This is a genomic window from Azospirillum sp. 11R-A (genome assembly GCF_049472615.1).
GTDB lineage: Bacteria > Pseudomonadota > Alphaproteobacteria > Azospirillales > Azospirillaceae > Azospirillum > Azospirillum palustre.
Genome location: NZ_JBCEBL010000007.1, coordinates 53,602 through 73,622, shown reverse-complemented (window position 1 = coordinate 73,622; position 20,021 = coordinate 53,602). Strand labels below are relative to the sequence as shown.

At 69.6% G+C, this 20,021-nt stretch carries 18 protein-coding genes; 7 read left to right on the top strand and 11 right to left on the bottom strand.

The window, feature by feature from the left end; all coding sequences use genetic code 11:
- Nucleotides 1–14 precede the first annotated feature (14 nt).
- Nucleotides 15–1,553, top strand: coding sequence for an AMP-binding protein (locus tag VH569_RS12615; RefSeq protein WP_423315638.1), 1,539 nt, complete (start codon nt 15–17; stop codon nt 1,551–1,553).
- 111 nt (nt 1,554–1,664) lie between these two features.
- On the opposite strand, the gene VH569_RS12610 is transcribed toward VH569_RS12615, so the two are convergent.
- The 7 genes from VH569_RS12610 to VH569_RS12580 all read right to left on the bottom strand — a co-directional run bounded on the left by VH569_RS12610 (nt 1,665) and on the right by VH569_RS12580 (nt 8,187).
- Nucleotides 1,665–2,579, bottom strand: a complete 915-nt coding sequence (locus VH569_RS12610) for an SMP-30/gluconolactonase/LRE family protein (protein ID WP_423315637.1) — start codon at nt 2,577–2,579, stop codon at nt 1,665–1,667.
- On the bottom strand, nt 2,576–4,093 hold the full coding sequence (locus VH569_RS12605) for a tripartite tricarboxylate transporter permease (protein WP_423315636.1): 1,518 nt from the start codon (nt 4,091–4,093) through the stop codon (nt 2,576–2,578). Before VH569_RS12605 ends, VH569_RS12610 begins: the two co-directional genes overlap by 4 nt.
- A 39-nt stretch (nt 4,094–4,132) precedes the next feature.
- Complete coding sequence (locus VH569_RS12600) at nt 4,133–4,639, bottom strand: tripartite tricarboxylate transporter TctB family protein (RefSeq protein WP_109447488.1); 507 nt, start codon at nt 4,637–4,639, stop codon at nt 4,133–4,135.
- Between the two features lie 69 nt (nt 4,640–4,708).
- Nucleotides 4,709–5,674 carry a Bug family tripartite tricarboxylate transporter substrate binding protein gene (locus VH569_RS12595; protein ID WP_376960398.1) on the bottom strand — a complete coding sequence of 322 codons (966 nt, stop codon included), beginning with the start codon at nt 5,672–5,674 and terminating at the stop codon, nt 4,709–4,711.
- Between the two features lie 74 nt (nt 5,675–5,748).
- Entirely contained in the window at nt 5,749–6,399 is a 651-nt protein-coding gene (locus tag VH569_RS12590) for a 2-dehydro-3-deoxy-6-phosphogalactonate aldolase (RefSeq protein WP_423315635.1), read from the bottom strand.
- Nucleotides 6,392–7,411, bottom strand: a complete 1,020-nt coding sequence (locus tag VH569_RS12585) for a 2-dehydro-3-deoxygalactonokinase (RefSeq protein WP_423315634.1) — start codon at nt 7,409–7,411, stop codon at nt 6,392–6,394. Before VH569_RS12585 ends, VH569_RS12590 begins: the two co-directional genes overlap by 8 nt.
- Nucleotides 7,375–8,187, bottom strand: coding sequence for an IclR family transcriptional regulator (locus tag VH569_RS12580; RefSeq protein ID WP_423315789.1), 813 nt, complete (start codon nt 8,185–8,187; stop codon nt 7,375–7,377). Before VH569_RS12580 ends, VH569_RS12585 begins: the two co-directional genes overlap by 37 nt.
- Nucleotides 8,188–8,487: 300 nt before the next feature.
- On the opposite strand from VH569_RS12580, the gene VH569_RS12575 reads away from it, so the two are divergent.
- A complete protein-coding gene (locus VH569_RS12575; RefSeq protein WP_423315633.1) occupies nt 8,488–9,264 on the top strand; it encodes an SDR family NAD(P)-dependent oxidoreductase in 777 nt (258 codons plus the stop codon).
- 52 nt (nt 9,265–9,316) lie between these two features.
- On the opposite strand, the gene VH569_RS12570 is transcribed toward VH569_RS12575, so the two are convergent.
- Nucleotides 9,317–12,541: an efflux RND transporter permease subunit gene (locus VH569_RS12570; protein ID WP_423315632.1), complete on the bottom strand. Its 3,225-nt coding sequence runs from the start codon at nt 12,539–12,541 to the stop codon at nt 9,317–9,319.
- On the bottom strand, nt 12,538–13,605 hold the full coding sequence (locus VH569_RS12565) for an efflux RND transporter periplasmic adaptor subunit (protein ID WP_423315631.1): 1,068 nt from the start codon (nt 13,603–13,605) through the stop codon (nt 12,538–12,540). The genes VH569_RS12570 and VH569_RS12565 overlap by 4 nt, the downstream gene beginning before the upstream one ends.
- 72 nt (nt 13,606–13,677) lie before the next feature.
- Here VH569_RS12565 and VH569_RS12560 point away from each other — a divergent pair, with 72 nt between their 5' ends.
- From VH569_RS12560 to VH569_RS12550, 3 genes are all read left to right on the top strand, one after another.
- Nucleotides 13,678–14,025, top strand: coding sequence for an ArsR/SmtB family transcription factor (locus VH569_RS12560; RefSeq protein ID WP_423315630.1), 348 nt, complete (start codon nt 13,678–13,680; stop codon nt 14,023–14,025).
- Nucleotides 14,022–14,225, top strand: coding sequence for a YgaP family membrane protein (locus VH569_RS12555; RefSeq protein WP_423315629.1), 204 nt, complete (start codon nt 14,022–14,024; stop codon nt 14,223–14,225). Before VH569_RS12560 ends, VH569_RS12555 begins: the two co-directional genes overlap by 4 nt.
- Nucleotides 14,226–14,403: 178 nt before the next feature.
- The gene (locus VH569_RS12550; RefSeq protein ID WP_423315628.1) at nt 14,404–14,655 is read left to right on the top strand and encodes a hypothetical protein; all 252 of its coding nucleotides are present in this window, start codon (nt 14,404–14,406) and stop codon (nt 14,653–14,655) included.
- 12 nt (nt 14,656–14,667) lie between these two features.
- On the opposite strand, the gene VH569_RS12545 is transcribed toward VH569_RS12550, so the two are convergent.
- Nucleotides 14,668–15,213 carry a GNAT family N-acetyltransferase gene (locus VH569_RS12545; RefSeq protein WP_423315627.1) on the bottom strand — a complete coding sequence of 182 codons (546 nt, stop codon included), beginning with the start codon at nt 15,211–15,213 and terminating at the stop codon, nt 14,668–14,670.
- A gap of 5 nt (nt 15,214–15,218) precedes the next feature.
- A complete protein-coding gene (locus VH569_RS12540; protein ID WP_423315626.1) occupies nt 15,219–16,472 on the bottom strand; it encodes an MFS transporter in 1,254 nt (417 codons plus the stop codon).
- A gap of 75 nt (nt 16,473–16,547) precedes the next feature.
- Here VH569_RS12540 and VH569_RS12535 point away from each other — a divergent pair, with 75 nt between their 5' ends.
- Complete coding sequence (locus VH569_RS12535; RefSeq protein ID WP_423315625.1) at nt 16,548–17,435, top strand: LysR family transcriptional regulator; 888 nt, start codon at nt 16,548–16,550, stop codon at nt 17,433–17,435.
- Between the two features lie 184 nt (nt 17,436–17,619).
- Entirely contained in the window at nt 17,620–20,016 is a 2,397-nt protein-coding gene (locus tag VH569_RS12530) for a PAS domain-containing hybrid sensor histidine kinase/response regulator (RefSeq protein ID WP_423315624.1), read from the top strand.
- Nucleotides 20,017–20,021: the final 5 nt, after the last annotated feature.

The following is a 20,021-nucleotide window of genomic DNA, read 5'->3' as shown; positions in this document are numbered from 1 at the left end:
CGAGAGTCCCGACCATGTCCGATTTCTCCACCGGGTTCGCCGGCCTGCTGACCCAGGCCGCGCGGACCGACGGCGAGCGTCTGTTCGCCCGCTACAACGGCGCCCCGCTGACCGCCGGCACCCTCGACCGCCAGTCCGACAGCATGGCGGCGGAGCTGCGGCGGATGGGTCTGGTCCCCGGCGACCGCGTGGCGCTGATGCTGCGCAACAGCCCGGCCGTGCTGTCCACCCTGTTCGGCATCGCCAAGGCCGGGCTGGTGTGGATCCCGATCAACGCCCAGCAGCGCGGCGACGGCCTGCGCTATATTTTGGAACATTCCGATCCGGCGGCGGTGCTGGCCGACGCCGACCTCGTGACGACCATCACGGAGTGCGGCGCCGACCTGTCGGGCAAGCCGCTGATCGTGGCCGGCGCCGAGGACGCCTCTTCGCTTCTGCGGCTGGAGCCGATGCTGGACGGCGGCGCCGTGTTCGAGGGAGCGCTCCCCGGACCGGACGACCTCTTCGCCATCATGTACACTTCGGGGACCACCGGCCGGCCGAAGGGCGCGCTGGTCACCCACCGCATGATGCGTCTGGCGGGCGAGGCGGTGGCCCGCGTCTCGGCGGCCCGCGACGGCGACGTGCTGTTCGTCTGGGAACCGCTCTATCACATCGGCGGCGCGCAGATGATCGTGCTGCCGCTGATCGCCAAGGTGTCGCTGGCGATGGTCGACCGCTTCAGCGCCAGCCGCTTCTGGGGGCAGGTCCGCGACTATGGCGCCACCCACATCCATTATCTCGGCGGCATCCTGCAAATCCTGCTGAAGCAGCCGGCGGACCCGCGCGACCGCGACCATCCCGTGCGCATCGCCTGGGGCGGCGGCTGCCCCAAGGAGACCTGGACGCCGTTCCAGGAGCGGTTCGGCGTCGAGATCCGCGAATGCTACGGCATGACCGAGGCGTCGAGCATCACCACCTGCAACGACGAGGGTACGGTCGGCGCGGTGGGGCGGCCGATGCCCTGGTTCACCGTGGATCTGCTGGACGAGGCCGGCAAGCCGGTCGCCCGCGGCGAGCGCGGCGAGATCGTGGTGCGCACCGATACGCCCGGCGCCCTCTTCGCCGGCTATTTCCGCAATCCGGAGGCGACGGCGAAGGCGCTCCGCGACGGCGCGCTGCACACTGGCGACCTCGGTTCGCTGCTGCCGGACGGCACGCTGCTGTTCCACGGCCGGATGACCGACAGCATGCGCTGCAAGGGCGAGAACGTCTCCGCCTGGGAGATCGAGCACATCGCCGCCACCCATCCCGCCATCGAGGACTGCGCCGTCATCGGCGTGCAGGCGGACATCGGCGAGCAGGACATCAAGCTGTTCGTGAAGCCCCGGCTGGGCGCCACGGTGGACATCCCGGCCCTGTCCGACTGGCTCGGCCGCCAGCTGGCGCCCTACCAGAACCCGCGATACATCGCCCTGGTGGAGGGGTTCGAGCGCACGCCCAGCCAGCGCATCATGAAGCACCGCCTGTCGCCCGCGGTGAACGACAGCTGGGACCGGCAGGCGGCGCGGTAAGGCTGACCCGTCTCGCCTTCACCCCCGCCAACAACGGACAAAGCCGGCTGTAAGACACAGCCGGCTTTGCCGTTCGCCAGGAATGGATCGCTTCCGAGCGATGCCGTGCCCTCAGCGGGTCAGGCGCGGCTCCGGCAGGCCCTGGACGCCGGGGTCGAACATCAGGACCCGGCCGCCGTGGGGATCCTCGGCCAGATCGGCCGGGCCGCGGCTGAGCGAGGTGACCAGCATCGTGCGAAGCCCGTCGCCGCCGAAGGCGCACATGGTCGGCTTGCGCATCGGCACCTCGATCAGGCGGTCGAGATCGCCGCGCGGGGTGAAGCGCTTGATGCAGCCTTCATCCAGGCAGCAGATCCAATAGCAGCCGTCGGTGTCGACCGCCGCGCCGTCCGGCCGCCCGACCATCGCCCGCATGTCGATGAAGGGGCGCCGGTTGCCGGCGGTGCCGGTCTCCGGATCGTAGTCCCAGGCCCAGACCATCCGCACGTCGCGGTGGGTGTCGGACGCGTAGAGCGTGCGGCCGTCCGGGCTGAAGGCGGAGCCGTTGGGGATGACGAAGCCGGTCAGCCCGGTCTCCACCAGCCCCTCGGCGCGGGTGTAGCGGTACCACGCGCCGGACGGGTCGCCCTTGGCGATGTCCATCACCATGGCGGACACCCAGAGCCGCCCCTGCCGGTCGCAGCGCCCGTCGTTGAAGCGCATGCCCTCCGCCTTGAAGGGGCTGTCGGCGAGGCGGCTGAGCACCGCGTCGCCGCCCGCCTCGGGCAGGTCCGCATCGAAGATCCCGGTCTGGCAGGCGACGACCGCACCGCCGTCCGGCCGCAGCACGAGGCTGCCGACCGGCTCCGGCAGCGTCCAGTCGCGCCGCACGCCGCTGGACGGATCCAGCCGGTGGATGCGGCGGCCGGGGATGTCGATCCAGGTCCAGCTGCGGCGGTCGGCGTCCCAGACGGGATTCTCGCCATTGCCGTTGCGCAGGTCCGGTTCGATGACGGCGTCGAGGCCGATGGTGGTGACGGCGGTCATTTGGTTGCTTCCACCGGTCCGCTCGATACGCCCGCCCGTTCGGCCCGCCAGCGCTTCACCAGCGGCAGCAGCATCGTCAGGATGGCGACGGTCAGCAGAACCGCGGTGATCGGCCGGCTGTAGAGGAAGTCGTAGCTGCCGCCCGAGAGCGACAGCGCGCGGCGGAAGTTGGCCTCGGCCATCGGTCCCATGATCAGCGCCAGCACCACCGGCGAGGCCGGGAAGTCCCACTTCTGCATGAAGTAGCCGGCGACGCCGGCGGCCAGCATGATGCCGATGTCGAACAGACTGTTGTTGATGGCGTAGGTGCCGACCACGCAGAGCGCCAGGATGACCGGCGTCAGCACCGACTTCGGCATTTGCAGGATGCGGCCCATGAAGCGCAGCGAGCCCAGCCCCAGCACCAGCATGCCGACATAGCAGAAGATCATGCCGGCGAAGAGGGTGAAGACCAGATCGCCGTGTTCCTTGAACAGCAGCGGACCCGGTTGCAGTCCCTGGAGCGTCAGGGCGCCCAGCATCACGGCGGTCACCGCGTCGCCGGGGATGCCCAGCGTCAGCATGGTCAGCAGCGCGCCGCCGGTGCAGCCGTTGGCGCCGGCCTCGCAGGCGGCCACGCCGCCCAGCTCGCCCTTGCCGTAATTCTCCGGCGTCTTGCTGAAGCGCCGCGCCTCGTTGTAGGCGACGTAGGCGGCGATGTCGGAGCCGGCGCCGGGAATGATGCCGATGACGATGCCGAGGATCGAGGAGCGCGACACGACGCCGAGCAGCGACTTGTAGGTCGCCCAGGGCGGGACGATGCGGCCGAGCGCCGCCGCCATGCCGAGGCGGACCTTCGGGTCCTCCATCGACTTGAAGGCTTCGGCGGCGGCGAACAGCCCGATCATCACCGGGATGAAGGGAACGTTGAACAGCTCGGTGTAGCCGCCGGTGAAGCGCGGGAAGCCGCCCATCGGGTCCATCCCGACGGTGGCGATCAGCAGGCCGAGGAAGCCGGCGATCAGCCCCTTGACCACCGACTTGCCGGAGATGCTGGCGATGATGCTCAGCCCGAAGACGGCGAGCGCGAAGCTTTCCGACGCGCTGAACTCCAGGGCGAAGCCGGCGAGAACCGGCGCCAGGAAGATCAGCACGAGGATGCTGGCCATGCCGCCGAGGAAGGACGACAGGGTGGCGGTGCCGAGCGCAACGCCGGCCATGCCCTTCTTGGTCAGCTCGAAACCGTCCATCGCGGTGGCGGCGGCGGCCGGGGTGCCGGGGATCTTCAGCAGGATGGCGGTTACCGACCCGCCATAGACACCGCCGAAGAAGACGCCGGAGATCATCAGCAGGCCGGACACCGGGTCCATGCCGAAGGTGAAGGGCAGCAGGATGGCGACGCCCATCGTCGCGGTCAGGCCGGGAAGGGCGCCGATGACGATGCCGAGCGCCACGCCCACCAGGGACAGCAGCAGCGCCATCGGGTTGGCGGCCAGCGTCGCGACGCCGTTCATCAGCATGTTGAGTTCATGCATGGCGGCGCTCCTTCGCAGGCGTGAGACGGGACGACAAGGTCATTCGAACAGGCTCCCGACCGGCAGCGGCACCTGGAGGGCGCTCTGGAAGGTGAAATAGATCACGGCGGTCACGACGACGGCGATCACCGGGTTCCACAGCGGGCTGCGCTGCCCCATCAGCCACATCAGGGCTGCCATGTAGACCACCGTGGCGACGGCGTAGCCGACATACTCCATGGCGTACAGGCAGGCGGCGGTGGCGAGGATGCCCAGCGCCACCCCGGCATAGCCGGCGACGCCGACCGGCGGGGTGTCGTCGGCAATGGTCGGCATGCGCAGCGTGTTGGCGATCAGGATCAGGCACAGCACGATCAGCACGGAGGCGTGGATGATCGGGAACCGTGCCGGGCCGACGTCGGCGGCCAGCATGGTCTTGGGGAAATCGCCGGTCGATGCGATGGCGGCGGCGGCCACCGCGATCAGCACGACCGCGATGACCAGATTGGCGATCTTGGTGGAGAGGGGCGCGCCGGCCCCGCCGCCCTGGACAGGTGCGTTGCTCATCAGTCGGACTCCTCGGAAACGGAACGCCGGCCCGGCGGCTTGGGGCCGCTGGGCCGGCGCGTTTCCGTGTTACTTGGCCATGCCGAGCTTGGTCATCAGATCCTTGAAGAAGGCGTTGTCCTTCTGCATGGCGGCGCCGAACTCCGGACCGTCGGCATAGGCCCAGGTCAGGTTCATCTTGGCGAGCTGCTCACGGAAGGCCGGCTCCTCGGCCGCCGCCTTGCTGGCCTTGCGCAGGGTCTCGACGACCGGCGCCGGGGTCTTCTTCGGAACGACGATGCCGCGCCAGGTGGCGACCGACAGGTCGATGCCCTTCTCCTTCAGGGTGGGCACGTCCGGGAACGCCTTGGAGCGCTCGTCGGCCATCACCGCCAGCATGCGGAGCTGGCCGCCGGCAACCTGGCTCGACACCTCGGCCGGGCTGACCGACACCGCCTCGATGTGGCCGCCCAGCAGGGAGGTCACGGCCGGGTTGGCGCCGTCGAACGGGATGTGGTTGAAGGTCAGGCCGGTCTTGTTCTGCAGGGCCTCGGCGGCGAGGTGCCAGATGGCGCCGGTGCCGGAGTTGCCGATGCGGACCTTGCCGGGGTTGGCCTTGGCGTCGGCCAGGAATTCCTCGATGGTCTTCCAGGGCGCGTCGGCCTTGACGGTGATGGCGCTCGGCTCGGCGTTCAGGCGGGCGACCGGGGTGAAGTCGTCGACCGAGAAGCGGGCCACGCCCATGTGCGGCAGCAGGGTGATCTCGACGGTGCCCATGCCGACCTTGTAGCCGTCGGCGCGGGCGGCCATGATCTCGGTCAGGCCGACGGCGCCGCCGCCGCCGGTCTTGTTGACGACGCCCATCGCCTGCGGCAGATGCTTCTTGGTGGCGTCGGCATAGGCGCGGGCGACCAGATCGGTGCCGCCGCCGGCGGCATAGGGGACGATCAGCTCGATCGGCTTGGTCGGGTAGTCGGCGGCCTGCGCGCCGGCAATCAGGCTGGCCGTGGCCAGGACGCCGACGACGGCGCCGGTCAGGAGGCGATAGCCCTTCATAAACGTTCTCCCTCGAATTTTGCTTGGTGGGGTTGCGGACAGGAAAAGCGGACGGCTCCGCCGCCCGCGTGAAGTCAGCGCGGGTTGAGCGCGGTCCAGGACGCGACGAAGGCCTCGGCCCGCCCGGCGATCTCAGCTGCGGTCATGCCCGGCTTGTAGAGCGCCGATCCCAGCCCGAAGCCGGCGACGCCGGCCTCCAGGAAGGGGGCCATGGTGTCGGGAGCGATGCCGCCCACCGGCAGCAGCCGGGTGCCGGCCGGCAGCACGGTGCGGATCGCCTTGACGATGGTCGGGTTGATCTGCTCGGCCGGGAACAGCTTCAGCGCGTCGGCGCCGGCCGCCAGTGCGGCGAAGGCCTCCGTCGCCGTGGCGACGCCGGGAACGCAGGCCAGACCGGCGGCCTTGGCGGCGCGGATCACCGCGGTGTCGGCATGCGGCATCACCACCAGATCGGCGCCGATCTCCTTGAGGCGGGCGACCTGCGCCACCTCCAGCACGGTGCCGGCACCGACCAGCGCGTCCCGCGGCAGGATGCGGCGGATGGCGGCGATGCTGTCGAACGGGTCCGGCGAGTTCAGCGGCACCTCGATCAGCCGGAAGCCGCGCTCGTAGAGGGCGCGGGCGGCATCCTCGCATTCGACGGGCTTCAGGCCGCGCAGGATGGCGACCAGCGGCAGGGCGGCGAAGGCGGCGTCGAGCCGGGCCTTCAGGCTTTCTTCAGACATGAGTGTCCTTTCCGGCCGGCGGCGCGATCAGGCCGGCGGCGATGGCGAACTGGAACAGCCCCTTGGGCGCGGTGTTCTCGAGCCGGGCGGTGGGCTCGATGCCCAGCAGAGCCAGGCCCTGGACGTAGCGGCGGCACAGCATGCCGTCGCCGATCAGCAGCAGCGGCCGGCCGCTGCCCAGCGCCGCCCCCATCCGGGTGAGGCCGGAGACCATCTCGTGCCCGATCAGCAGGCCGGACAGGAAATCCTTCAGCAGCTCCGGCGCCATGCGGCGGGTGATGCCGAGCGTGCGCGCGGCGAAGATCTGGTGCGACAGGTCGCCCGGCCCGCTGGCCTGCGCCGCCCGCACGCCGTCGGCGAAGGCCGCGTCGCGGGCGTCCGCATCGGCCCCTGCCTCAATCTCGGCGTCCGCCGGCATCAGGCGCCCGAGGATCGAGTGCTTGGTCAGCACGGCGAACAGCTCGCCGGTCATGTAGGTGGCGAAACGGGTCATCCGCCCGTCCTGGATCTGCACCCATTTGGAATGGGTGCCGGGCAGCACCATGCAGGACTCGCGCGCCCAGTCGGGGCGGTCGGCCAGCACGCCGGCGATCTGGATCTCCTCGCCGCGCAGGATGTCGGGCGGCGCGTCGGGCGGGGCGTAGGTGACGCCGGGGGCGATCAGGATGCGGACACCGGCAGCGCTGTCCACCGCGATGGCGTGGCCGGCGAGCGTGCTGGTGTCGGCCGGGCAGGCGACATAGGGCGCTTCCACCCAGCCCTGGGCGCTGCCGACCATGCCGCCGGCCACCACCGGGATGCCCGGATTGCCGGCCAGCCAGTCGCCGCACAGCCCGGCGAAGGCCTGCTCGAAGCCGGGCAGGCCGGGCTGCGGCAGATTCTGGATGCCGTGCGCGTTGGCGCGCTGCTCCAGCACCGTGCCGGCGCCGTCCATGAGGAATCCGCGCAGACTGGAGGTGCCCCAGTCCAGCGCGATCAGGGCCGCCCCGTCGCGCTTCCGTCCTGTTTCCATCCCAATTCCTTCGATATCGCGTCGGCGGCCGCACGGACGACCGGTCCGAGTTCAGCCATCCGTTCGTCCGGCATGTAGGGCACCGCGCTCGCCACGCTGATGGCGGCGACCACCTGATTGCTGATGTCGCGCACCGGCGCGCCGACGCAGCGGACGCCGATCTCGTTCTCTTCCAGGTCGAGCACCCAGTCCCGCCGCAGGAAGCCCGCCATCAGCTTTTCGTATTTCGGCCAGGGCAACGGTCCGGGCCGTCCGCCCACCGTATCCGGCGCCGTCGCCACCGCGTCGTGCAGCTCGCGCCAGCGCGACGGCGGCATCCCCAGCATCAGCGCCTTGCCGATGCCGGTCGAGGCCAGCGGCATGCGCAGGCCGACGCGAGAGCGCATCTCCAGCCCGCGCGTGCTCGGAATCTTGTCGAGATAGAAGACCGCGTCGCCGTCGACCACGCCGAGATGGACGGTGTCGCCGGTGCGCTGGGCCAGCGCCTCGATGTGGGGCCGGGCGAGCGCCACCAGCGGCCGCTGCTCCAGCGCCTTCATGCCGAGTTCGATCAGCTTCGGTCCCAGCAGATAGCCCTTGTAGGGGACATGGTGCAGGTACCCCTCCGCCACCAGGCTGTTCAGCATGCGGTGGACGGTGCTGCGCGGCGTGTTCAGTCGGGCCGCGATTCCCTTCACCTCGGTCGTGCCGGTCGCCACGCACTCGATCGCCGCCAGCCCGCGGAGCAGGGTCTGCGTTCCGGCGGCCTGCCGCCTTTCGGGCGTGGCCGGGTCGATCGCGTCAGCGGGCTGGGTCATGGGATCGGTTCTGGTGGGCATTCGTGTCGCCTCGATGACGGGACCTTAGTGGCCGCGTTGTATGTTGTCAAATCCAACATACATGCTACCACATAGTGAGACATTAATGAAGCTGACGATATGATGCGGCGATCCAGTCAATCTTGACCCAATCGCTGAGTACTCCTAACATCCTGATGATATTGAGAAATATATCTCAATATTTGAGACACTAGATATGTGAAGTGTGGGCCGTACCGCGCTTCGCGCTTTTCAACGATGGGAAGGAAGGGCTCACGCATGTTCGGTGATCTGAAAGGCCGGCGCGTTCTGGTGACGGGGTCGACCCAGGGAATCGGTCTGGCGGCGGTCGAGGCGTTCGCCCGCCACGGCGCGCTGGTCGGCATGAACGGCCGCAAGGCGCCGGCCGACCTCGACTCCACGCTGGACCGGCTGAACGCGCTGGACGGCGAAGTCGCCTTCCTGCCCGGCGACGTGTCGTCCAGCGAGGGGGCCAGGCGTCTGGTCGAGGATTTCGTCGCCCGCTTCGGCGGCATCGACGTGCTGATCAACAATGCGGGCGGTCTGGTCGCGCGCAAGCCGCTGGAGGAGATCGACGATGAATTCTTCGACGCGGTGACCGACCTGAACGCGCGCTCCGCCCTGATGGTCACCAAATACGCGCTGCCGCACCTGAAGGCGTCCGCCACGCAGAGCGGCACCACCGCGTCGGTGATCCTGGTCGGCTCGGTTGCCGGCTACACCGGCGGCGGCCCCGGCGCCGGGCTGTACGGTGCGGCGAAGGCGTGGCTGCACAACATCCAGAAGAACTGGGTGGCCTTCCACACGAAGGACGGCATCCGCTTCAACACAGTGTCGCCCGGCACCTTCGACACCGCCTTCCATGCCGACAAGGACACGGACACCAAGGCCCGCATCGGCGCCGGCTTCCCGATGGGCCGCTTCGGCAAGCCGGAGGAATGCGCGCCGACCTTCCTGTTCTTCGCCTCGCACGCCTGCAGCGGCTACATCACCGGACAGATCCTCGACGTCAACGGCGGCCAGTACATGCCTTGAGGCGGCTGGCAGGGAACGGCGGCAGGGGTGAAGCCTCCGCCGCCGTTGCCGGCTATTCCCTCCGGCCAGGGGCGTCGTCGCGCAGCACGACGTAGATCGCCGGGATGACCAGAACGGTCAGCAGCGTCGAACTCAGCAGGCCGAACAGCAGCGAGATCGCCAGCCCCTGGAAGATGGGGTCGGTCAGGATGAAGGCGGCGCCGATCATTGCCGCCACCGCCGTCAGCAGGATCGGCTTGAAGCGGATCGCCCCGGCCTCCAGGACGGCCTCCCGCACCGACAGCCCGCGGTCGCGAAGATGGCGGATGAAGTCCACCAGCAGGATCGAATTGCGCACGATGATGCCCGCCAGGGCGATGAAGCCGATCATCGAGGTCGCGGTGAAGGCGGCTCCGAACAGCCAGTGCCCGAGCACGATGCCGATCAGGGTCAGCGGCACCGGCACCAGGATCACCAGCGGCAGCTTGAAGCTGCCGAACTGCGCGACCACCAGCAGATAGATGCCGAGGATCGCCACCGCGAAGGCGGCCCCCATGTCGCGGAAGGTGACGTAGGTGATCTCCCACTCGCCCTCCCACAACAGTGCGGGCCTGCTCTGGTCGTCGGGTTGCCCATGCAGCAGGATGTCCGGCGCCGCTGTGAGCCCGGCGGCTTTCCAGTCGATCCGGCTCAGCCGCTCCTGCACCGCCAGCATGCCGTAGATTGGTGCCTCGTAGCGCCCGGCGAGATCGGCCATCACCATCTCGGCGAAGCGGCCGTTGCGGCGGAACAGCGGATAGGAGGCCGGTTCCCGCGTCATGGTGACGAGGTCGCCCAGCTCGACCGTGCCGCGGGCGCCGGGGACCGGCGTCGCCAGGATGCGCTCCGACAGGAACAGCCCGGACTTCGGCAGCCGCACCGAGATCTCGATGGGGGTGCGGCCGGCCCCGCGATGCGAGTAGCCGACCGGCACGCCGCCGACCAGCGCCTGCAACGTGTCATAGACCGCCTGCTCCTCGACGCCGTGGAACTCCAGGCTCTCGCGGTCCAGCGCGAAGCGCAGCCGCTCGCCGGGCGGGCGGACGGTGTCGTCCACATCGACGATGAAGTCCACGCTGCGGAAGGCGTCCCGGACGATGCCCGTCGCCTTGCGCCGCGTCTCCGCATCGGGGCCGTAGACCTCGACCAGCAGGGTGGAGAGCACCGGCGGACCGGGCGGCACCTCGACGACCTTGAGCGAGGTGCCGTCGGGAACGGCCAGATCCCTCAGCCGCGCCCGGATGTCGAGCGCGATGTCGTGGCTGCTGCGGCGGCGCTCGCCCTTGGGGGCGAGGTTGACTTGCAGGTCGCCCTGCTCGGGCTGGTCGCGCAGATAATAATGGCGCACCAGACCGTTGAAGTTGAAGGGCGAGGCGGTGCCGCCATAGGCCTGGACGCTCGCCAGTTCGGGCAGGTCGGCGATCTTCCGCGCGGCGGCCAGCAGCACGCGCCCGGTATCCTCCTGTGCCGCGCCGCGCGGCAGGTCCACGACGACCTGAAGTTCGGACTTGTTGTCGAAGGGCAGCAGCTTGACCGCCACGTCCTTGGTGTAGAACAGCGCCGTCGAGGCCAGCGTCGCCATGCCGACCACGAGCAGGAAGGTCCAGGCCCGGCGCCTGCTGCGGATGACCGGGCGCGCGACGGAGAGATACAGGCGGCCCAGCAGGCCGCCCCGCCCATCGCCATGCCCGTTGCCCTGTTCATTGCCGTGCCCAGCCGGGGCCTCGCCCGGCCGCAGCTTCACCATCAGCCAGGGCGTCAGCACCATGGCGGCGAAGAAGCTGAAAACCATGGCGGCCGACGCGTTGGCCGGGATCGGGCTCATGTAGGGGCCCATCAGGCCGGACACGAACATCATCGGCAGCAGTGCCGCGATGACCGTCAGGGTGGCGACGACGGTCGGGTTGCCGACCTCCGCGACCGCCTCGATGGCGGCCTGGACCTTGCTGCGGCCGTCGCGCATCGACCAGTGGCGGTCGATGTTCTCCACCACGACGATGGCGTCGTCCACCAGGATGCCGATGGAGAAGATCAGTGCGAACAGGCTGACGCGGTTAATGGTGTAGCCCATCAGCCAGGACGCGAACATGGTCAGCAGGATGGTGGTCGGGATGACGATCAGCGTCACCATGCCCTCGCGCCAGCCGATCGCCAGCACGATCAGCGCGACGATGGTCACGGTGGCGAGCGCCAGATGGAACAGCAGTTCGTTGACCTTCTCGTCCGCCGTCTCGCCGTAGTTGCGGGTGACGGTCAGCGTCAGGTCCCTGGGCAGCGATCCGGCCTGGATGGCCTGCACGCGCTCCAGAACGCGCCCGGCGATGGTCACGGCATTGGCCCCGGCGCGCTTGGCGATGGCGATGGTGACCGCCGGCGTGCCGGCGAGCCCGCCCTTGCCGTCGGGCAACAGGTTCCAGGCCGTGCTTTCGTCCGGCCGCGCGCCCATCACGATGTCGGCCACATCCTTGACATAGACCGGGCGCCCGTCGCGGGCGGTCACCAGCAGCAGGCCGATGTCGGCGGTCCCCTGGAGCGTCTGTCCGGCCAACGCCGGCAGGCTGCCGCCCTCAGCCCGCACCGAGCCGACCATGAAGGACCGGTTGGCGCTCCTCACCTTGTCGACCAGCTGGTTGAGCGTGACGCCGAACAGCGCCAGCCGCTCCGGATCCGGTTCCACCCGGATCTGGTCGGGACGGCCGCCGACGATGACGCTGCGGCCGACATCCTCCACCTGCACCAGCTGCGCGAGCAGCTCGTCCGCCACGCCGTACAGCGCGGTGTCGGTCCAGCGCGACGCCGCGTCCGGCCTGGGGGCCAGCGTCAGGGTCAGGATCGCCACGTCGTTGATGCCGCGCCCGACGATCAGCGGCTCCGGAATGCCGAGCGGGATGCGGTTCAGGTTGGCCCGTACCTTCTCGTGCACGCGCAGGATCGCGTCGTCCGCCGAGGTGCCGACGAGGAAACGGGCGGTGACGACCACACGGTCGTCCAGGGTCTGGCTGTAGGTGTGCTCGACGCCGTCGATGCCTTTGACGATCTCCTCCAGCGGTTTGGTCACCAGCTCGACCGCGTCGTCCGCCTTCAGCCCGTCGGCGCGAACCAGGATGTCCACCATCGGCACGCTGATCTGCGGCTCCTCCTCCCGCGGCAGCGAGAGCAGGGCGACCGTGCCGACCACCAGCGAGGCCAGCAGCAGAAGCGGGGTCAGGGGCGAGCGGATGAAGGTCCGCGTCAGTACCCCGGAGAGACCGAGCCTCATCGCGCACCCTCCGGGTGGACGATCACGTCGCCGGGTCTCAGGCCGGACAGCACCTCGATCCCGCCGAGCTGGTCGCCGACCCTGGGGATCGCACCGCCGACCTGGACCGGCACCTCCGTCCCGTCGGCCAGCCGGACGAAGTCGGTGCCGAAGCGGCGCAGGACATGGTCGGGCGGAATGACGAACGCCTGCCGCGTGCCGGTGGCGACGTAGACGCGCACGCGCTCGCCCACGAAGAAGTCGCCGAGCCCGCTCACCGTGGCGTCGGCCACCACCTGACCGCCGGACATCTCCGGATAGACCTGACGGACGGTGCCGCGCTTCAGGTCGAGCGGCATCGCGTCCGGCGCCGCCTCGCCGCCGGGTGGTGCGACCGGGGCGAGACCGCGGTCGCCGACCAGCACCGGGTCGCCCTCATGCATGAAGCGGGCGTGGCGTTCGGGCAGGCGCAGGCGCAGCACATAGGTTTCCGTCGCGATGCTCGCGACGGTCTCGCCGGGCATCACCACGGCGCCGTCGATGACCTTGACCTGGAGAATGCGGCCGTTGGCGGGCGCCGACACCGCGCCCTCGCGCAGCTGCTGCTCCACCACCGCCCGCTCCGCCGTCATGGCGGCGATCTGGGCGCGGGCCACGTCCACGGCGGACTGCGCGTCGTCGAGCCGCTGCTGCGTCCCCGTTCCGCTCGCCCGCAGCTGCCGGGCGCGGTCCAGCTCCAGGCCGGCCTGATGCTGCTGCGCCTGGAGCGCCTGGATGCGCGCGTCCAGCGCCGCCAGTTGCAGCGGCAGCTTCGGGTCGTGCACGGTGGCAACGACCTGACCCATGGTGACTTTGTCCCCTTCCTTCGCCGTCAAGTCGGCGATGGTGCCGCCGATGCGGGTGCGCGCCAGCGTCTCGTGGACGCTTTCCACGGTGGCGAAGACGGCCTTCAGATCCTCCACCGCACGGGCGCGCACGGTGAGCCGGCCGGCGTCGGCGTCGGGCTGGGCCAGCGCGCCGGACAGCGGAACGGAGGCGAACAGGAGCGTCGCGGCCAGAACGAGGCCTGCGGGTCGGCGGGGCATGACGGGCCACCTTGACTGGAATGGATGAAGCACCTCTTGACCATTAATTAAGAATAATCTAATTTAGTGTCAATGAATGAATTGGATCGCAGCCATGTGAGTTCGGCGGCGCGCCTGCTGAAGGCGCTGGCCAACGAACGGCGCCTGTCCATCCTCTGCCTGCTGGGGGGCGGGGAACTCTGCGTCGGCGACCTTGCGGACGCGGTCGGGCTCAGCCAGTCGGCCTTGTCCCAGCATCTGGCGAGGCTGCGTGCCGAGGGCCTCGTGCGGACCCGCCGCGACGGGCTGACGATCTTCTACAGGCTGGCCAGCGCCGAGGCCGCCGCCGTGATCGAGGTGCTGGCAGGGCTGTATTGCGATCCTTCGCCGGAGAATCCTCCGTCTTCGAACCAATCCTTGCATCGGGAGACATCGACATGAGCATCGACCGCATCGTGATGGCCTTCGCCGGGACCGTTGTCCTGCTGAGCCTGGCCTTGTCGCACCTGCACAGCCCGCAGTGGCTGTGGCTGATCGCCTTCGTCGGCGCCAATTTGTTGCAGGCAGCCTTCACCGGCTTCTGTCCGCTGGCGGTCGTCCTCAAGCGGCTGGGCGCCAGGGCGGGCGCCGCCTTCACCTGAGCGGGAGCGGCCCTTCGTAACGCCGCGCCGGTTGAATGCCGATCCGCATAGACCTTGAGGCCGCAGTCTGCCTTCGCCTGAACCGAAGGCAGACTGCGGCAAAGCCACATTGTGACGTTCCGCCGCATCGATCAAGCTTGTCCCAGATACGAAGGACGAGAGGACGGGAGGACGGAGCATGGCCCTGCTGGATCGCGACAACGCCGAGGCCGATGGCAAAGGCCCGATGGCCGGGGTGGACCGCCGGCTGCTGGTGGTGGCGCTGGCCCTGTCGCTGCTGACCCTGCTGGCGGTTCTGGACCAGTACCGGCCGACGCCGGGATCGGCGCCGCCGATGGACTGGCAGTTGCCCGGCGTAGAGCTGCCGCGGACGGTGCCGATGGCGAAGGCGCCCAGCCCGCGCCCGGACGAGCTGCTGGGGGCCGACTGACGCGGTTTCCGCTCAGCCGGCCGGCGGGCTGTCGCTCCCGTCGCCGAGCGGCCGTTCCATCAGCACGCCGTCCAGCCAGCGGCCGAACTTGAAGCCCACGGCGGGCAGGATGCCGACAGGACGGAAGCCGCAAGCGCTGTGCAGGCCGATGGAGCCGTGGTTGGCGCTGTCGCCGATTGCCGCGATCATCCGGCGGTAGCCCGCCGCCTCGCACATCTCGATCAGCGGGTCCATCAACGCCCGGCCGATGCCGCGCCGGCCCATACCGTCGGCGACATAGACGGAATTCTCCAGCGTGAAGCGGTAGGCGCTGCGGGTGCGGTACAGGCCGGCATAGGCATAGCCGACCAGCCGTCCCTCGCACTCCGCCGCCAGATAGGGCAGCCCGCGCCCCAGTATGTCGGCGCGGCGGCGGGCGATCTCGGCCTCGTCCGGCGGGATCTCCTCGAACGAGGCGGTGCCGTGCAGCACATGGCGGGCGTAAAGGGCGGTGATGGCGGGAATGTCGGCGTCGGCGGACGCCCGCACGGTGATGGCGGGCCCGGCAATGGAGACCATGTGAATCAACTCCGGTCAGGACGGTCGGCGGGAAGAAGAAGGGCGCAGACGGTCGCCAACCCGCCGCCGACGCCGAGAAGCGCGAAACCCCAGCCCCAGCCGGCACCGGCTGCGCCGCCGGCCCGATCCAGCACCAGACCGACCGCCAGCGGCGCCGCACCTCCGGCGCCGAAGCCCAGGATGGAGCGGACGGCGAGCGCCGCCCCCAGGCTGCCCGGCTCGACCGATTCGGTCATCGCCGTCGACAGCACGGGGGAGTCGCCCAGCGCAGAGAAGCCGTAGAGCGCCGCCACCGCCAGGACCAGGGCCAGCGGCATCCCGTCCATCCAGCCGATGGCGAAGGAGCAGGCGGCGCCCAGCGCGCCCATTGCCACCAGCACTGCCCGCCGGCCCAGCCGGTCGGATGCGCGTCCCATCAGCAGCGACGACAGGAAGCCCGAGATATGGATGGCACCGGCGATCCACAGCCCGCGCATGCCCGCCCCGTCGCCGCCGGCGCCGGCCAGACTGGCGGTCAGGAAGGCCGGCAGCCATGCCCACATGCCCAGCAGTTCCCAGCAATGGGCGGTGTAGCCGGCGGTCAGCAGGAAGGACCGGCGGTCGGACAGGAACCGGAAGGCGCCGCGCAGCCGGCGCGCTCCCCCGCCCGCCACCAGATTGGGTCGTCCGAGCAGCCCCGGCGTGGCGAGCAGCGCCGCCAGCAGCGGTCCCAGCCCGCAGGTGATGAAGGCGGCCTCGTAGCCGAACCGCTCGGCCAGCCCGGCGGCGAGCGCGATGGAGGCGAAATAGCCGAGCGACCCCGCCGCCAGCAGCCAGCCCACCGCAGCACCGCGCCGTTCGGCCGGCACGCCTTGCGCCACCAGCATGATGGAGGGGGCATAGGTGCCGCCCTGGGTCAGTCCCATCAGCGCGAACAGCAGCAGTCCGCTTTCCGCCGAGCGGGCGAAGAAGGCGAAGGCGATGCCAGTCAGGGCCGTCGCCCAGCTCGCCCACAGGAAGACGCGCCTGGCGCCAAGGCTGTCGGCGAACCAGGAGGAGCCCACCAGCGACAGGGCGTAGCCGACGTTGAAGGCGGTCTGGATCGACCCGGCCTCTCCCGCCGACATGCCCCAGGCCTGCATCGCGGGCACGAGCGCGCCGGCATAGACCATGAAGGACAGCGAGGTGGCGAAGCGGCTGGCGCAGAGCAGCACGAACCAGATCGGCCGGGGCGCTTCAGCAGGGGCAGGGGCGGGAGTGGCGATGGCGGCGGTCGTCATGCCCACACCGTCGCGGACCGCCGGGGAAAAGGCAAATTTATTGATCTGATCGAAATCATAAGGAAGACTGGGGGTATGCGTGGCCTCAACCTCGACCAGCTCATCACCTTCGCGACCGTCGTCGAACATGGAGGTTTCACCGAAGCCGCCGGGCGGCTCGGCCTGACCCAGCCGGCGGTCAGCATGCAGATCCGCAATCTGGAGGAGCGCTTCGGCGTGCGGCTGGTGGAGCGGGTGGGCAAGCGCGCCCTGCCGACCGCGGCCGGCCGCGACCTGCTGCCCTTCATCCGCCGCCTGCGCGAGGAGATGGAGGCGGCATCGGCCGCCATGGGGCGCCACCGTGCCGGGCAGGTCGGGCGCGTGCGCATCGGCACCGGGGCCACCGCCTGTATCTACCGCCTGCCGCCGATCCTGACCGCCCTGCGCAGCGCCCATCCCGGGCTGGAGATCATCGTCGTCACCGGCAACACGCCGGACATCCTGGATGCGGTGGAGGGCGGAACGCTGGATCTGGCGCTGGTCACCCTGCCGGCCGGCCGCCCCGGCCTGTCCATCGAACCGGTCTGTGCCGAGGAACTGGTCTGTGTCGGCCCCCGCGGCGAGGCGCCACCGCCGGATCGGACCGTCGCCCCGGCGGCGCTGGCGGATGAAACGCTGATCCTTTACGAGCGCGGCGGGACCATGCGGGCGGTGATCGACGGCTGGTTCATGGCCGGCGGCATCCAGCCTCGCCCATCAATGGAGCTGGGCAATGTGGAGGCGATCAAGAACCTCGTCGCCGCCGGGCTCGGCCGGTCGATCCTGCCGTCGGTCACCGTGGCAGGGCCACAGGATTGCGACCGGTTCGCAGTTCAAACTCTGACGCCGCCATTGATCCGCACCCTTGGGTTGGTGTTGCGGCGTGACAAAGTACTTAATGCCGGCGTGCGGGCAATGGTGAAAGCAATCACCGATATACGGTAACGACATCAATTACATTTCGGGATGTCGCAATCATCCGGAATATTGCTTTTGGAAGGTTTACATTAGCTTTCGGCATTGCGCACTCTCGACGAATGAGCGTTTTGTTTTCCTTTGGGCGCCTATGACCAAACAGCCGTCCGTCCCGAACGAGCCCGCCGATCACCGAACGGGAGCCGAGCCGGATTTGCCTGCTCTATCGAACGCGGAGCTGCTGGCAAGGCTGGAGGAGCTTGAGCGGGAAAACGCCCGGCTCCAGTCGGCTTTGTCCACCGCCTCCAGCGGCCACGACGACCTGCTGACGGTCACGGCGCTGAACGAGGACTTGCGCAGCGCCTTCAACGCGCTGGAGCGCAGCCGCGCCGCCCATGCCGACAGCGAGAGGCGGCTGCGCGCGATCCTCGACAGCGCCATCGGCCACGCCATCCTGACGCTGGCGCCGGACGGCCGGATAACCAGCTGGAACCCGGGCGCCGTCCGCATCCTGGGCTGGACCGAGGAGGAGGCGAGGGGACAGCCGGTCGACATCCTGTTTCCGCCGGAAGAGGTCGCCGTCGGCGTGCCCGACGCCCTGCGGGTCCGCGCACTGGCCGAGGGTCGCATCCAGGAGGAGCGTCCCTTCTGCCACCGGGACGGCTTTGCCGTCTGGGGCGCGCTGACCATCCTGCCGCTCCAGGGCGACGAGGAGGGATTCTTGTGGATCCTGCACGACCGGTCCGACGAGCGGCGGATGGAGGAGGCGATTGCCGACGTCCGCCGGCGCGCGACCGACATTCTGGACAGCATCGACGAGGCGCTGGTGGCGCTGGACGGCGATTACCGCGTGATCTACCAGAACCGCCGTGCCGAACAGCTCGACCACCAGTCGCTGTCGGCGATGCGCGGCCGACTGCTGTGGGAGGTGTGGCCGCAGCTTGCCGGGTCGGACCTGGAGGCGCTGTGCCGTAAAACGATGACGGAGCGGCAGCCGACCAGCATGGAAAAGCGCTTCGACGGCGAAGGCACCACCCTGTGGCTGGAGATCCGCTTTCTGCCGACGGCGGAGGGGGTGGGCTGCTTCTTCCGCGACATCACCATGCGCAAGCGGGCGGAGGAGGAGGCCCGTGCCTCGCACGAGCGGGCGGTGAAGATCCTGGAGAGCATCAGCGACGCCTTCTATGCCGTCGACCATGACTGGCGATTCACCTACATCAACCGAAAGGCCGAGCAGTTGTGGCGGCGGTCGCGTGAGACTCTGCTCGGCCGCCGTATCTGGGAAGCCTTCCCCAAGGTGGTGGGTAGTGAAGCCTTCGAGGCGCAGAAGCAGGCGGTGCGCGAAGGGCGGGAGATGACCATCGAGGTTCTCTCCCCCATCCTGGGCGACTGGGTGGAGATCAGCATCTATCCCAACGCCAATGGGTTGTCCGTCTATTTCCGCGACATCACGGCCCGCCGTCAGGCCCAGCAGGCGCTGTTGCAGGCGAAGGAAACGGCGGAGGCGGCCGACCTCGCCAAGGGCAAGTTCCTGGCCGCCGCCAGCCACGACCTGCGCCAGCCCCTGCAGGCGTTGCTGCTGTTCGTCGATGTGCTGAAGCCGCATGTCCAGGGCAGCCAGGGCGCCACCGCGCTGATGCATCTGGGCCGCGGGCTGGACGCGCTGAAGGAGCTTCTCGACAGCCTGCTGGACATGTCGCGGCTCGATGCCGGCGTTGTCCAGCCCAACATCGAGAGCGTGTCTGTCGCCCCGCTGTTCGACCACATCGCCGCCTCCTACCGGCCGGTGGCGGCGGCCAAGGGGCTGGAACTGCACGTCCTGTCCTGCAACGCCGCCGCCCGGACCGACCGCACCCTGCTGACCCGCATGGTGCGCAATCTGGTGGAAAATGCCCTGCGCTATACCGAGAGCGGGCGGATCGACATCGAATGCCGGCGGGCCGGCGCGCGGCTGCTGATCGAGGTGCGCGACACCGGCATCGGCATCCCGCCCGACCATCTCGAACGCATCTGGGAGGAGTTCCATCAGGTCGGCAACCCGGAGCGCGACCGCAACCGCGGGCTTGGGCTTGGGCTGGCCATCGTGCGGCGGCTGTCGCTGCTGCTGAACCATCCGGTGGACGTGACCTCGAAGCCGGGGCAGGGGACCAGCTTCGTCATCGCCCTGCCGCTCGGCCGCAAGGTCGAGACGGCGGTCACCGCGGCGGAGGCGGCGACCGCCGGCCGCGGCCGTTTCGCCGTGGTGGTCGACGACGACGCCATCGTGCTGCTGGGGCTGGAGACGATCTTCCGCGAATGGGGCTATCAGGTGCTGGTTGCCGGCTCCGCCCAGAAGGCGGTGGAGGGGTTGAGCCGCATGGGCCGCCGCCCCGACCTGATCGTCGCCGATTACCGGCTGCGCGAAGGGCGCTACGGCACCGAGGCGGTCGCCCGCATCCGCGCGCTGTACGACGATCCCGGCAGCGCGCCGGTCCCCGGCCTGATCCTGACCGGCGAGACCGGTCCGGAGTGCGAGCGCGACGCCGCCGCCCATGGGCTGGGCATCATCCACAAGCCGGTGACCCCGCGCCAGCTCAGCCACGCGCTGGGCGAACTGCTGGGAACGCCGTAGGAGAG